Here is a 14,125-nt window from a genome sequence, read left to right as displayed (position 1 = left end):
TTTTATATAACAAAGCAAAAATTGCTGTATTTAGGTGCATTTATACGAGTATTTATTTCATATTTTTATAAACTACACATATTAAAAGGAGAAGAATCTTACTAAGTTCTTCCCCTTTGTTATGTTCTTACAATGATGATGCAAAGTGTTTATAATCCTTACTTTTTCATTATTAATTCTGACCTTCATACTTCTTCACAAGTCGATAAAATGTAGTTTTTGCGATATCTGCTTGCTTCATAGTTTCTACGGCTGTTAGTTCATCTATCTTCCAAGAATTATAAGCAGTAATAAACTCCCCTGTTATTTTAGCTGTAGGTCTTCCCAAATGCATTCCCTGCTTTTTAGCTAATTCAATGCCTTCTTTTTGTCGAGTTTTTATCTTTGTGCGCTCCTCTTCCGCCAACCAAGAATTTGAGGTACAAGGTCTGTAATGAGGTTTCCCAGGTTATCTTGGTATTTTGTTGTATCTAATAAAGGCATGTCGATGATGACAATATGCGCTCTTATATTTTTTCTGATATCTTTCCATTCATTTAAAATCGCTTCTTTATTTCTTCCGAAACGATCCAACGATGGGACATATAAACCATCCTTTTCTCGTAACATCATTTTTACAAGTTGATAATTTTTTCTATTGCAATATTTTCCAGATTCTTTATCGATAAAAATATCACGTTCATCAATCTCAACTTGTTTCATGGGTTCTATTTGTCTACCTTCATTTTGATCTTTACTACTCACTCTTATATATATCGGAATTTTCTGTCATTCGATGTTTGTAAGTTCCCTCTATTTTATTTACATAATAATATTATAACGGAAAAACGGACCTAAAGGTGTTGTTTTTATAGGTTCGTTCCTAAAATAGAAATTCAATGTTTAGGAACTGTATTTTCATAGATTTTATGCAGTTCCAAAACGTCTACCTTTTGGAACTATATAAAATTATTAACGATTACTTAAGTTCTATCTCTAATCTATATCCTTTTTCTAGTCTTACAACAGAGTCTAAAAATCGTACTTTATTACCCAAATCAAGAAGGAAATAACTAAACAGCATATTGCCCATAACGTTATCAATAAAAATAATAAGGATCCTTTTAATCCATGTTTTATAGTCATCGGTATACCAAAAAATACTACGAATGCAACTAGCGCAATACATATTCCTATAATAGATTCATTAATTTCTGTAAGATTCACTCTAACAAGTCCCTTAAGTTATTTTTCCTTAAGTTGCACTATTTTTAGGTTATATATACCATTTGAGTTTATTTTTTGGTTTTGTTGCAAAAATATTTTAATGACGTTAAACCCGGGGGAAAATATTTAAATAATATCTAGGAAATGGTTCTGCTGTAAAGTTGAAAAATGACCTCAAATAATAAATGTACGATACATGTTATTCTTATGCGTTGTATTTTAATACTATATTTTTAGGTTTGTGTAAAGCTTTGAAACGCAACTTATTCTTCACTTTTTCTCGGAATCCATTCTTTTTCAGCATTACTTTTTCTCCAAATATTTGTGCTTTATTCATTTTTGACTCTGTTATTTTATAATTATTGAAAGTTTGAAGGGATTCTGAGTTATTATCTAAAGAAAAATAAGATCCCATGGAGATGCCCACTGCTATTAGGCTTATCATAAATACCTTATTCTTTTTTTTCATTTACGTATCCCCTTCCATTTGTTTTTATCCTCATCTTTAGTATATAAAAAGTGATGTGTGTAAAAAATTGATTTGGCTTACAAGAACATTACATATTCGTAAGGTTATCTGTTCGAGAAAAATGGCTTAGTGGATAATACCTGAAAAAATATTCAAAATTAATTACATAATAAAAAATCATAACTTTACATGATTTTTATCTAGTGTATATGTTTTTTTGGGTATATAAAACCAAACGATAACAAATATTATGAATGGAAAGAGAACAGACCATAATATTTGTCTGCTCTTCCTCCACTCAATCAATTTCATCCTTTCATCTACACTATTTGACAATACAAAAGGGTACAAATAACACCTATATATTGAAACGAGATGATAACATAATGCCTAGAATACTCTTTGATATACTATTTAATATAATATCTGAGACAATAATCTGGTTTATTTTTGAAAGAAAAAGAAAAAAATAAGATTCTGGTACAAATCTCGAATAGAGTCAAACTATAAACAAAATATATTACTCTGCTAAAGAATCTACATTGCGTAAATTCTATAATTATTGGTATTTAATACCTAAAAACACCTCAGGATAGCAATATTAAATATATAAATGTATTTTTTCTATAGGGGGGGTTACTATAAAGCCGATTAGATCTAAGGTATTATCTGGAATGATAGCAGGATTAGGTTCTATATTTTTTTTAATTGTATTACCTGTACTACATTTATTGGGGCTTAAATCTTCTAGTAAAGATAAAAAAAGGTGATTCTGTTGCAAAGTTTTTATTATATTCCCCAAAAGTGTACCTTTGCGGACCAAAAAATTATTAACGTAATGGAAATTTTCCTTCTACAATAAATTTAATCATAAAAAAACTGCACCCCAATGATTAGTCTTTTTCTAACAATTGGGGTGCAGTTCAAAACCAGACACCTGTTTTTCGATGTGCAGTGAATTACAAAAATTATTTATGGTTGCATAATAGTTAGTGATAAATCTCGCATCTCATTTGATGTTAAGAAACTTTGCAACAGAACCGTTTGGCTTCAGTTAAAAAGCTTTGCCTCAGAACCTTCATTTTCATATACTCTTTGTAATTGTTTCGCATACTCCTTAAGATCTTGCCATTCTTTTTTAGCAATACGAAGATCGGATTGTATCAATTCAAACATTTCAGGGTCTATATCCTCTATAGATTTCAATACACTTTTATATTTCACCTGAACGATATCCCATTGCTGGGTTATTTCTCGAAGAGCTTTTATCGCTGCGGCAATTACTTCTACCATGTTTATCATATTGTTTTGAGTGTCTGTCAAAATAGCAACATCAGATCGTATCCCAGAAAGACTTGCTTTTAATTTTTGAATATTTGCCTCTGCCGCTGCAATTTTTTTCCTTTCATCAGCAAGATTATTTGCATTAGCATGACCAGAAGATATTAATTCCCAAAGAATGTCTTTATTTTTTTTGATGATATCATTATTAGCATTAATTTGGTTTTGTAAATCTGAAATACCTCCAGTTTCCCTATTTATAAGGGGTATTAATGTATTCACATCTTTTTTAAAATTTCGTACATCCACTTCTATGTTAGATTGAAATTCTTGAAGCATGATTGTCAGTTGATCCGATTTCCTTTTATTTTGCGAAATAAGGTCTAACAAATCTTTTATATTAGATTGTAACTGCCCTGTTTGTTTGTAGTGAATAGTCATGGATAGGCGTTCATACTTTGATTGAAATTGAGCATTAAATTGGATAATATTTTGATTGGTTTCCAAAATGTTTTTTTGTACTTCCTCCCAATTTGCAGCATTTTCTTTTGTTATTTTTTGATGGCGTATAATGTCTGAGCGCAAGTTATCATGTATAACTTGAATACGTTCTAAATGTATTACTGGTTGTTTTTGTATGTTTTCAACATACGATTTTATGACATTCAGACTGGAATCGGTTTGTGCAAGTACATTTTTAAATTCAGCAGGGCGTAGAGAATACATTTCTTGTTGGTCTGTGTGGAATATAGAAATTTGTGTACTTGGTGCCGCTTTCGAAATCATAGGGTGTATATTACTAGTTAGGATTCCAATCGTTAGTATTGTTATCATTTTTTTGGGGTAATATTGTATTCTCATATTTTCACCTACATTTTTCATATACCATTATATAATACGGATAAATTTCACATAATTTCCAAAAAAGAAAGCCCACTATGATGCGGTAGCACCCGCTTTAGGGGTGGGATAAAAACTCAATCAGACAAGAGGTGGATTGAGCCCCTAGTTATCTGAAAATACTCTATACTTAGTGGATAGACAAGTACAAGTCTTTAAAATAATCTCGTTCGTTGATAATTAGATATAGAACCTTATACTATGCCTGTCGTTGCCCTCATCTTTAAGGCTGTTTAAAACGGAAATGTACTGCGAACGTTCAGTCATTCAAGAATCCATCCGTTACACCATAAGGTGTAGGAATTGCGGCTTTAGCCGTGGGAGCCTCAAATCGAATGTAAAAAATAGATTTGAATACTTGACAATCTTTATCGCATTTTATATAAGTTCTCTTTAAAAATTCAGCATACCTAAATTTATTTACATGCAAATCAAAATAATTTGTTGCGCATTTTAAGAGTGGTATAGGAATTTTGAAAATATAAGTAGTACTTATCTATCTTCTTTTGTTTGGATAGCAACTGCTGATATTTGCTTTTGTATTCCTTCTGCCCATTTCCTTAAATCAGTCCAACTATTTTTGGCAACCTCTAAATCGTCTTTAATGAATGCTAATTCTTCTAAGCTCATTCCATCTATATCTTTTAGTAATGTGTTATACTTCGCATATGTCCCCCCCCATTGAGTAGATATATGTCCTAAAGTTGTACGTGCTTCACGAATCGTTTTGTGCAGATTACCTACAGAAGATTGGGCCTCTTTTAAAGTTACAAGTGCTGATCGAGTCGTTGATAACTGCTGAGTGGCATTTTTAAGCGCCTCTTTAGCATTGCTCATTGAATCATAATTTGCATATGCTGTATATCCACCACCCGATATAGTTGCTAGTGCACCCACTCCTAAAATAACTGGAACCATAATTCCTCCAGAGAAAACAGCTAGCCCAACCGCTAATCCACCTACCCCAAGACCAACGCCCGTTGTTAGTGCGCCGCCAATTAAATATTTTAAGCTTCGATCAATTGTAGTACTATAAGTTACGATTTGTTTTTCAAGCGCTGCTATGAGTGAATCTTTTCCAGCTAAAATTGCTACCAATCGTTTTCCATCTTCATCGAAAGCTTGATTATCCTTCACTAATTTATCGTCAAACTTCCCCAGTTGGTTAATTAAGTCATCAACAGCCTCTTGTTGGTTTTTTGCATTTTTCATGAGTCTTTTTGTAATCACGTTTTTTATTGCCTCTTTATCTTGGTCGTCAATAGCCTTTGCTAAATTTTTGCTATATTGCTGGAATTGATTATCATAACTAATTATCCCTTGATTAACGTCAATAAGCTCTTTTTTTAAAGTACCATCCCAAAATTTCGCATTGGCTCGAGCTACTTTTTGGTGAGCAGGTAATTCTGTTTTCAACTCGCTATCCTTAGATTCTAAATCTATCTGTTCTAAAGTAATGTCAGCTTGTCCTGTGATCATTTGTGAGTAGACTTGCATGACAACATAATAATTGTCCATGTCTGTCAGTTGTTTTTGTAACTCTGTTTTAGGGGGATTAAGTTGTGCTTGTTGATAATTTACTGTTATAGCTTGCTCTTGCGCAAGCGCTTGAATAGGCGGTGTTAGATTTGCAGTCGTCATCGTTAATAAAGCCGCCATAGCTAAGACTTTATACGGATATTTTCGCATAGTTTCCTCTCCTCACTGATTCGTTAGTGTGATTTCGTTCGTATTAGCTTGTTATCTTTGTGAAACCTCTTATTTGGACTTCTAATTGTTTACATAACTCTTTTAATATTTTCAAATCTGAAGATGTTGGCTTTTCGGGTAACTCTGTTATAGCTTGTTCGATGATAATCCAATCTTTTTGATGTTTTTTCAAAAGGTCAATTTCTATATCAATTTGCTCAGTAAACATGTCTATTTTACTTTGAATGAAAAGAATTTGTATCGCCTGCATGTCAACTGCTTGTAAATTTCTAGTTGCTGTAAATAGTTTATTGTTTGTTTCTGCTAAACGTAAAATCGCATCTTTCTGTTTTTGAAGGGCGGCATTACCTACGGCCTCCGTCTCTATGATCGTTTTAATTTGTTCTATATCAATCTTATCCATAAAATCATATTTTTTAAGAGACGCAGCTACGAGTTCTAATCCCTCTGGACTTTTAGCAAAATTATTTTCAACTTCTTTTGTAATTTTTTCAATATCTGCATTTCCGTCTGAAGCTTTAGCTTCCTCTATAGCTTCTTTTTTTGCTTCCTCTAATTTTTTTGTTAACGTCACCAGATGGTCTATGGCTTCCTGGGTCCCTCCTTTAGCTATCGGGTCCAGCAATTTCCATATCATACTACCTATAGTTGTTCCAGCGTTTACTAATATTCCAGGAACAGAACTAATTACATCTAAATCTTTTTTCATATCATCGTTGATAGCTTGAATATCCCTTTTCAATTCTGTAATTCGGCCAGACCCTCCATTTAAAAACGAATCAGCTTCTTGAATATGCTTTGTAAAACTATTTCTATCTTTATCTAAAGAACTTTTAAAATTCTCTAACTCATTGATGTCTTGTTGAATCTCGTATTGCTCTATTTTTCTACTATTTAACTTTTTTTGAATCCCCTCCATATTTCCTTGCTCTACATAAGTATGAAGAACATTAACAAAAGCACGATTTTTTTCATTTAAGTTTACTAAACGCCTGTTAAAGATTTCCCGAAGCCATTCTTTGCTAATGTCACTTTGAATTAATTGCTGTACATCTTGTAAAACAGGAATCTGGGGAAGACTAATGATGGGTTGATTCCCTATTATCAATGCATATGCTCGTAATAATGCAGCTTGTTCTCCTAATTTTCGTAAAGAACTAGAAAATTGACCGATATCTACATTTTTCATAGGTATTACTTGTTTGGGTTCAACTATGGGTGCAGCTAATACATTGGCTGTCCCTAAACTACTTGTGGTAACCGCTGCTACTAACATGCTAGTATAAAAAGTTTTTTTCATATGCCTAGCTCCTATTCATATTTATTGGGTGATACAAACCGTACACTATTAAACAAAATTATGATGAAAAAATATTAACGTAGATTTTTGGTTTGTATGTCTGTACGCATCATGATTAAAAAAAGCGTCAATTGGGCATTCATGCTTGCAAAGTTGGGGGTATGCTTAAATTACTTCTATAGGGTTTCTTTGCCCATCCCCTCGAGAGGGGATGGGCAAAGAAGTATTCAAAAATGCTGAAAAATAAAGAGTTTTACTTCTTTGAAAAATGAATATGTCAAAACGTATACAATTTAGTTTTGATGTAAAAACTCTAAAACTTGTGCAAATGATCAATTAAACTGGGACATACTGATACTATTATTCTAAAAAAGGGTTTGTGATAAAACGGCTTTTATGGACGTACGAAATATTGTACTGCCAAGCATCTCAATAACTTGATTGAACAGGACCATAAAAGGAGTTGAAACCGTTCATGCTTTATATAAGAAAAACAGGAACTTTAAATCAGACTCCCATTTGTCGCCATGCAGTGAATTACAACAATTATTTATAGTTTCATAATTGTTAGTGACAAATTCTTCATCTCATTTGATGTTAAGAAACTCTGCAACAGAAGCTTATTCTTCATCTTGTTGTGCGGTTTCAGGGTTACCCGATCCTTTTGTACGCACAGTGTGAAATATATTTAAGTTTTGTGTTTGTTTTTTAGCCACATCTATTCGCGTTTCCAATTGATTTCCTTCTGGAGAAACCCTATTATAATTATTGATTAATTCTTGCAATTTTTCAGAAGGTTTTATAGAAAAATCCATCGTTGCTTGATAAACTCCTGCCCAAAAATAAGAATAACCATAATTATATACCGCTTGTGGCATAGTAAATTCACGTTTAATAGAATCCTGTTTCAATAAAGTGGTTCCTAACGTTTGTGTTGTTTGCCACATTCCAGTACCACCAACTTTAAATGCATGTTTATATCCAATTTCAAAGTCTAGTCCTAAGGTTTGTCCAACTGTAAAAGCTTCTTCTTGCGAAACACCTACTGTATTATCAAGATTAAATGAGTATACAGAAGTTTTATTCAGCCTTTGTGCGTCTATCCTTGTATAATAGTAATCTGTTACTGATTTAGTTCCTTTGACTACATCTAAATCTTTTGGGAAAGCCCATTTCCCTAGCAGTTCTCCCGACCTGATATCGGTTGTATTCTTGAGATAATACTTATTATTTACCTTAGGTAGCGGTTTTAAATTTTTATCTACAAATATTGCATCTTCAAATATCGTTCCAGGTCCACCAGTTGGTCCCCAAGACCATGCAGAAAAGTCTTTCGTCGCTATGACATCGATATATACATACTTATCCATATCGGATTCTATAGTAGTCTTTTCCCCTGTCTCAGGTAATGAAACATCGCCATTCTCGGGTGAAGGGATATCTTTAAAATAATCTAAATTTTTCTTTACACGTTTTATAGTAGACTTAGGATAATCTTTTTCCTGTGATAGGATACTAGTTGCATATTGTATTGGTTCTTCTGCACTAGCAATACTAGGACTCATGATATATGAAATGCTTACCATACAAAAAATAGGTAGCTTTATTTTTTTAATAACATAACATCTCTCTCTTATAATTATTTTTTAATATTATGATATTGGTTGCCAGTTTGAACCTGGTTTCAAGACATTCGACATAACTGTTTTAAGAAAATATTCTTTTTGTGCAACATCATAGCCTTCAGCAACAGCAATACCAGTTGTAGCTAGATAATGTATCGTACTATTATTTATAGGATCTTTATATTTATTTCCATGTTCTATTGTGTTTACAATATCATCATCGGATATCCCTCTTTCGAATGCCCTCTGCATAGCATGACCATTAGGTTCCTTGTATTTTTTCCCAAATCGTTGCGTTAATTTGTTTTTAAACCTTTTGTTCTATTATTACGGTGATATTTACCTATTACGGTTGTGCCAGATCTTTTATCACGATCAATAATTTGGTCATTTTCAAAGTCTATCTGAAACGGTTGTGCTGGAGATAGTCGGTAATCTAATCCCCCATTTTTTTCAATTTGATATTCACTTGCGTGTACATTTATATCACTTACAGCCATTGTACCGCTTGCTAATATCCCTGCACATAAAATAGATTTGATCCATTTTTTCATTTGTATTTCCTCTCCTAACATAAATAAAATTTATAACGATATAGAATGTCATTGCAATTACCTTCTGGATTTTACATGCAATATGTGAATTTTTTGTGTTAAAAAATTGAAAAGATGATGTTTTGATTTAGCTATCGCAATCCCCTCCGCTTTTCGTTGATGAATCTTTTGGTTCTGTTGCAAACAATACATACAATTATCGTCCCAATGATAAGGTAACAGAACCCGTCATATCATGTGTAACAGATAATTTATATGCGTAAAAAGTTCTTTGTATAGGCTTTATAGTGATTAATTAGATTGAGAGCCGATGAAATAATATAGATGATTACTGGTTCTGTTGCAAATTTTGTTTTCATTTAAAATATCCCATTTAGAATTTTCCTCACTCTATTTGGCAAAAGTTTAGCGGACTTTTAAAAACTTTGCACCGGAACTAAAATTATTAAGTTAATGGACATGACGCCAGAATCTTAAATAATATTTTTTGCAACAATCTTAATATGTTCTGGTGCAATAATTTCCGTTATACCTTCTTGGAGATCCTCCTGTAACAATTCTTCAATGTGTTCCAACTGCACTTCGACACGCGTGCATTCTAGAGTATGTATATTTAATAATGCATAATAATCTTGTTTCTTAATTACTAAATATTGATTATCCTCTGCTACGATTACAGAACCTAATTGAACCCCTAGTAGTTGTTGATCCTCAAATTTCAAAATACTTTCTCCCTCCACTAAATGTAAGTACTTTATAGCATCATAGTCCTTTTATACCAAAACCAATTGAAAAGGAGCACGAGAAATATCGTTGTAATTTTTTCAATTGTTTAATAAAAATTATATGGTCATGCATTTATTTTATTTATTTGTTAAAAAATTTAAAAAATCTTAATCATGAACATTTATCTCTGCTAGAATAAATCTTGTAAGATATTCTCTATATTGCATCCTAATATTTATCATATCTAGATTCCTCCTAATTATATATTTTAAGAATTAATTCCCGTACATCACTCTGTGTAAGACCTTCAGATACTTCTAACTCTTCTCCAAACGTAATAAACCACAACCTTTTTATTGCTACGATCTGTTGTGCAGCTGCTGGTTTAACTTTACTATCTGACGCATAGAATCAACGCTCCTTAATTTTTACTATACAAATCTATGTTCTTGTCCCCAGCAAGCACAAGATTATATAGAATACTGTAACAGAGTATAGGAGCAAAAACAGAACAAGTTTGTCCTATCAAATGACTTAAATATTTTTCGCGGATAACTTACTTTTTTGTATACTTTTACGGATTTTTTCATTCTTCATATTCAGATTTAAAGATTAATAATTCTTATTAGTATGAATATTTATCTTTAAATTATATAATATGAGTAACCTAATAATTCTAGATTCAAATAATTTTATATAAAAAGGAGAATGCTTTCATGGGATGAAAAATGTATTTACGTTCACTTTTAGAAAAGTTATTCCAAGAATATGAAGACGTCATCCTAACAGATACTTCGTATTTCAAAGAGTAAAACAGCAATTTGTTTTTACAGTTGTAAATCAGGCATTACGTTGATTAAAACTTCACTGCATTTCATACATTTATAACTACTAAATTAGTAAAATGGGTTTGTTATGAAAAAACTATTATTACTCATTATTTTATCAGCAGGATTATTTGTAGTCCCATTCACATCAGCTGAAGCATCTGCAAATAAGCAAGAACTTATTGTAAATACAAAGACAAATAAAATGGACTTTTATCAAAATGGGGCATTCATAAAAACCTTTACTATTGCTACTGGAAAATCAGCGACTCCAACACCTAAAGGAACATTTATGATTGTAAATAAAATTAAAAATCGTCCTTACTATACTGGACGTATTAAAGGCGGAGATCCTCGTAATCCACTTGGTGATCGTTGGATGGGGTTAAATATGGCTGGAACAACTGGAACAACATATGCGATTCATGGTACTAACAATAACCAAGCAATTGGTACAGCTACGACACTTGGTTGTATTCGTATGTATAATGCTGATATACACTGGTTATTTGAGCGTATGAATGGGAAAGCTACTATCACCGTAAAATAACCGGTTCTGTTACAAAGTACAAGATGCCCCCGAAAAACGTATGAAACATTCGCTTTTCGGGGGCATCTTGTCAGGTTTATTCTTACTAATTTTATTTTAATTCTATATTTTTAGGGTAGTGAAAAACTTTGCAACAGAGCCTAAAATTTCACCACTAAATTTTCATCTTAATTAAACTGCTTTAAAATATTAATATTTTTATTCCAGGATGTTTGAGTTTCCTGTGAATATTTGTTAATTTTTTTAAGATTAGTATTAATTTGAAGGAAATGATTATCCATACTATTTAATAGGGATAGGGCAACATTACTATCAAGAATATCTTTTTCAACATTTTTAAGTATGGCATCAATATCTGTTAAAATAGCATATATTAGAACAACTAGAATAATTTGTTACCTTTGAAGTCTGACAGTAATGTTCGTGTTACTTGGTCAGGAAAAGAAGAAAAAATTTTGTATGACAAGATTTCTTTACAAGACGACTTTTATAGATAAATTGGTTGTAAAGGGGTGAATCGTTTTTGTCTTTATACGAGCAACTACTAGACCATCTTTTAGCAGGATTTTTCATTGAAATTAACAAAAACATACAAACAGGAATTCTTTCTGCAGCTATGTATCACGAAATTACGTTAATTCAAATGGCTGCAAAAAAACGCAACCTTTCGGAGTCGGATCTAGAGGACCTCTATAAAGAAAGCGTAGAATCTCAATATAAAACAATTGGTTCTGTAGAAAAGTTTTTTTAGTGAAGCTAAACTGTAGGGGAAATGGAATAAGGAGAATGATACATGAGATATTTTAAAGGAAAACAGTTCAAGAAGGACATTATTATAGTAGCCGTTGGCTATTACTGTCGTTATTCTTTAAGCTATCGTGATGTATCTGAAATCTTGAAAAAACGTGGTGTTTCTGTTCATCCAACAACTATCATGCACTGGGTGCATGAATATGGCAATCGGATCTTACGACAGACAAGGATCCTGCCCTACTTTGTGCGTTCAAAGAACTGAAACATAACGGTTTTTATGTGCATACGAAACATTGTACTGTTCAGCATCTAACACGACAGCTAGCAATATGATATATGCTTATGTTTTTTGTCCTATTCCCCCTTTTCGGGGGAATGGGCAAAGAAACCCATTTATAATCTTTTTGCACCAGAACCAATAAAAAAGAACGAACTATCTATATAAATAGTTCGTTCTTTTATGGTCCTAAAATATGACGTATTTCCGATATATCCATATTTGTAAGCTTTGCAATATCTTCAATATCCATTCCGTTTTTGTGCATCCCACGGATGAGTTGGATTTTTCCTTTTTCCATGCCCTCTTGTAGCCCTTCTTCCTTACCAACCTCACGAGCATGTGCCAATTTCGCTTGTTCATCAAATAAGACTTTTTCCCGTGCTTCATATGCTAATCGGAAGGAACTACTTTGACTCATATTCTCCCATTTGTGGATCGCTTTTTGTAACATGGGGTCTTGTTTCATGGCGATATCCTCCAATGTGTGGGTCAAATGTTCATCTTCATGTGCTGGTAACAAGAGTAACCAACGAGCAAATTCATTTTCCCACGGATTAATTTTCTCTTCTCTCCATTGCTGAAGTAATTTTGGGATTTCAATAAAATGTATTTCCAAATCATCGAGTAAGACCTGTTTCTGCTGCTTACTCCAAAACTGTCCGATTGTATGCATATCTTCATAATCAGGAAAGAGATGAAAGTCTAATAAGTTAATGGCAATCGTTTTTCGGAGCGAACGATACGACATTCCTTTTTCAAGCTGAGACGTATAGAGTTTACTCCAATAGTAAAGGGAACGTTTTATAATCTCTTGTGTATTTCTTAGTTGGATTTCGATGTTAACCTTTGTTCCGTCATTCAGTGTTGCCAGTATATCTAGTATGGATAATTTATCTTCCTCATATTCTTTATGCAAATGCGGATCTTCAATTTTCAGTGATGCAATCGGTGTAGATAAAGACTCATGTAAGATTGCATTTAAAAAAGAAATTAATAACTCTTCTTGTCCTTGTACACCAAATAATTGCTTAAATGCAAAATCGACTCGTAAATTTACTAAAGGTTGATTCATGGATAGAGTCACCTTTCTATTTTATATTCTATATATCTATTGTATCGAAAGGAAAAGAGAAGAAGCAACCCCTGATGACTTGTTGGGTGGCTTTTATTTTGTTAATCAATATAGTATGTGAAATTATACAACACTTTAGCATACTACAACTAGACTCCATATATGGCTTTTTCTACAGTATTTATCTCGCAAATTAACTCAATTCCTTTTAAAAGTCTATTCGTTTTATATAACGCGCTTTATTCTCCCTACATACAAAACCATTACAGATCTCTCTTCGTTGTCTTACAGAGGAAAATGAGTATCCGTTTTTTGTATCTGTCTCAAAATTTATTTTTCTATATCTTCATTCTCAATTTTCTGCCGCTTCATAGTCGCACAAGCTACCTTGCGCTGCATCACTCATCCCTTTATAATAAAACTGTATATCTATGACAATGAGGTGTTTTATTATGAACAAAACAGAATTAGTCCAAAAAGTTGCAATGGAATCCGGATTAACGAAACAAAAAGCAAGTATCGCTGTAGATGCTGTTTTTCACTCCATTCAAAATGCACTACAAAATGGGGAAAATGTACAATTAATTGGCTTCGGTTCATTCGAAGTCCGAGAACGTGCTGCCCGTGAAGGACGAAATCCACAAACAGGGGAATCCATGGCGATTCCTGCGAGTAAGGTACCTACCTTTAAAGCGGGGAAAGTATTAAAAGAAGCTGTAAAAGCTAAATAATATTTATTGAACAGTAGCATGAATTCTAATGAATTCATGCTACTGTTTTGCTTTATAAACGAATGGTGGAAATTATATATTGTAACATACAAGCTCTGGTTTTCTTTATAGTTACATACTCAGGTGGACAGAATTAGAATT

The 14,125-nt window shown here is 32.6% G+C and carries 12 protein-coding genes and 3 pseudogenes; 5 read left to right on the top strand and 10 right to left on the bottom strand.

Going from position 1 to position 14,125, the window contains the following annotated elements; all coding sequences use genetic code 11:
- Positions 1–172: 172 nt before the first annotated feature.
- The 5 genes and pseudogenes from CDB3_RS29710 to CDB3_RS29690 all read right to left on the bottom strand — a co-directional run bounded on the left by CDB3_RS29710 (position 173) and on the right by CDB3_RS29690 (position 6,866).
- Positions 173–702 (bottom strand): annotated as a pseudogene (locus CDB3_RS29710) (recombinase family protein).
- Positions 703–1,411: 709 nt separating this feature from the next.
- The gene (locus CDB3_RS29705; RefSeq protein WP_128856956.1) at positions 1,412–1,675 is read right to left on the bottom strand and encodes a hypothetical protein; all 264 of its coding nucleotides are present in this window, start codon (positions 1,673–1,675) and stop codon (positions 1,412–1,414) included.
- A 1,050-nt stretch (positions 1,676–2,725) separates the two neighbouring features.
- Positions 2,726–3,817 (bottom strand): ClyA family alpha-helical pore-forming toxin, encoded by a 1,092-nt coding sequence (locus CDB3_RS29700; RefSeq protein ID WP_128856968.1) that lies wholly within the window; start codon positions 3,815–3,817, stop codon positions 2,726–2,728.
- Between the two features lie 531 nt (positions 3,818–4,348).
- Positions 4,349–5,545 carry a ClyA family alpha-helical pore-forming toxin gene (locus CDB3_RS29695; RefSeq protein WP_128856955.1) on the bottom strand — a complete coding sequence of 399 codons (1,197 nt, stop codon included), beginning with the start codon at positions 5,543–5,545 and terminating at the stop codon, positions 4,349–4,351.
- Between the two features lie 43 nt (positions 5,546–5,588).
- The gene (locus tag CDB3_RS29690; protein WP_128856954.1) at positions 5,589–6,866 is read right to left on the bottom strand and encodes an HBL/NHE enterotoxin family protein; all 1,278 of its coding nucleotides are present in this window, start codon (positions 6,864–6,866) and stop codon (positions 5,589–5,591) included.
- Positions 6,867–7,252: 386 nt separating this feature from the next.
- Between CDB3_RS29690 and CDB3_RS32755 the strand changes: the two are divergent.
- A pseudogene (locus CDB3_RS32755) lies at positions 7,253–7,430 on the top strand (IS6 family transposase); the annotation flags it as partial.
- 56 nt (positions 7,431–7,486) lie between these two features.
- On the opposite strand, the gene CDB3_RS29680 reads toward CDB3_RS32755, so the two are convergent.
- The 4 genes from CDB3_RS29680 to CDB3_RS29665 all read right to left on the bottom strand — a co-directional run bounded on the left by CDB3_RS29680 (position 7,487) and on the right by CDB3_RS29665 (position 9,767).
- A complete protein-coding gene (locus tag CDB3_RS29680; protein ID WP_128856953.1) occupies positions 7,487–8,431 on the bottom strand; it encodes a hypothetical protein in 945 nt (314 codons plus the stop codon).
- Between the two features lie 87 nt (positions 8,432–8,518).
- Positions 8,519–8,743 (bottom strand): hypothetical protein, encoded by a 225-nt coding sequence (locus CDB3_RS29675; protein ID WP_128856952.1) that lies wholly within the window; start codon positions 8,741–8,743, stop codon positions 8,519–8,521.
- Positions 8,744–8,787: 44 nt separating this feature from the next.
- Complete coding sequence (locus CDB3_RS29670; protein WP_128856951.1) at positions 8,788–9,045, bottom strand: hypothetical protein; 258 nt, start codon at positions 9,043–9,045, stop codon at positions 8,788–8,790.
- 473 nt (positions 9,046–9,518) lie between these two features.
- The gene (locus CDB3_RS29665; protein ID WP_128856950.1) at positions 9,519–9,767 is read right to left on the bottom strand and encodes a hypothetical protein; all 249 of its coding nucleotides are present in this window, start codon (positions 9,765–9,767) and stop codon (positions 9,519–9,521) included.
- A gap of 919 nt (positions 9,768–10,686) precedes the next feature.
- Between CDB3_RS29665 and CDB3_RS29660 the strand changes: the two genes are divergently transcribed.
- From CDB3_RS29660 to CDB3_RS32750, 3 genes and pseudogenes are all read left to right on the top strand, one after another.
- Positions 10,687–11,148 carry a L,D-transpeptidase gene (locus CDB3_RS29660; RefSeq protein ID WP_128856949.1) on the top strand — a complete coding sequence of 154 codons (462 nt, stop codon included), beginning with the start codon at positions 10,687–10,689 and terminating at the stop codon, positions 11,146–11,148.
- Between the two features lie 523 nt (positions 11,149–11,671).
- The gene (locus tag CDB3_RS29655; protein WP_128856948.1) at positions 11,672–11,899 is read left to right on the top strand and encodes a hypothetical protein; all 228 of its coding nucleotides are present in this window, start codon (positions 11,672–11,674) and stop codon (positions 11,897–11,899) included.
- Between the two features lie 42 nt (positions 11,900–11,941).
- A pseudogene (locus CDB3_RS32750) lies at positions 11,942–12,115 on the top strand (IS6 family transposase); the annotation flags it as partial.
- A 244-nt stretch (positions 12,116–12,359) separates the two neighbouring features.
- Here CDB3_RS32750 and CDB3_RS29645 read toward each other — a convergent pair.
- Positions 12,360–13,253: an Rpn family recombination-promoting nuclease/putative transposase gene (locus CDB3_RS29645; protein WP_128856947.1), complete on the bottom strand. Its 894-nt coding sequence runs from the start codon at positions 13,251–13,253 to the stop codon at positions 12,360–12,362.
- A gap of 452 nt (positions 13,254–13,705) precedes the next feature.
- Between CDB3_RS29645 and CDB3_RS29640 the strand changes: the two genes are divergently transcribed.
- Positions 13,706–13,984, top strand: coding sequence for an HU family DNA-binding protein (locus tag CDB3_RS29640; RefSeq protein WP_128856946.1), 279 nt, complete (start codon positions 13,706–13,708; stop codon positions 13,982–13,984).
- Positions 13,985–14,125 lie beyond the last annotated feature (141 nt).

Source organism: Bacillus sp. CDB3 (assembly GCF_002081505.1).
Taxonomy (GTDB): domain Bacteria; phylum Bacillota; class Bacilli; order Bacillales; family Bacillaceae_G; genus Bacillus_A; species Bacillus_A cereus_AT.
The sequence above is the reverse complement of the archived record's forward strand: the minus strand, read 5'-3'. Positions and strand labels throughout refer to the sequence as shown.

What these genes read in the sequence shown, in the direction of transcription:
- CDB3_RS29705 (WP_128856956.1), bottom strand. Translation starts at nt 1,675, where the DNA reads ATGAAAAAAAAGAATAAGGTATTTATGATAAGCCTAATAGCAGTGGGC.
- CDB3_RS29700 (WP_128856968.1), bottom strand. Translation starts at nt 3,817, where the DNA reads ATGAGAATACAATATTACCCCAAAAAAATGATAACAATACTAACGATT.
- CDB3_RS29695 (WP_128856955.1), bottom strand. Translation starts at nt 5,545, where the DNA reads ATGCGAAAATATCCGTATAAAGTCTTAGCTATGGCGGCTTTATTAACG.
- CDB3_RS29690 (WP_128856954.1), bottom strand. Translation starts at nt 6,866, where the DNA reads ATGAAAAAAACTTTTTATACTAGCATGTTAGTAGCAGCGGTTACCACA.
- CDB3_RS29680 (WP_128856953.1), bottom strand. Translation starts at nt 8,431, where the DNA reads ATGAGTCCTAGTATTGCTAGTGCAGAAGAACCAATACAATATGCAACT.
- CDB3_RS29675 (WP_128856952.1), bottom strand. Translation starts at nt 8,743, where the DNA reads ATGCAGAGGGCATTCGAAAGAGGGATATCCGATGATGATATTGTAAAC.
- CDB3_RS29670 (WP_128856951.1), bottom strand. Translation starts at nt 9,045, where the DNA reads ATGAAAAAATGGATCAAATCTATTTTATGTGCAGGGATATTAGCAAGC.
- CDB3_RS29660 (WP_128856949.1), top strand. Translation starts at nt 10,687, where the DNA reads ATGAAAAAACTATTATTACTCATTATTTTATCAGCAGGATTATTTGTA.
- CDB3_RS29645 (WP_128856947.1), bottom strand. Translation starts at nt 13,253, where the DNA reads ATGAATCAACCTTTAGTAAATTTACGAGTCGATTTTGCATTTAAGCAA.
- CDB3_RS29640 (WP_128856946.1), top strand. Translation starts at nt 13,706, where the DNA reads ATGAACAAAACAGAATTAGTCCAAAAAGTTGCAATGGAATCCGGATTA.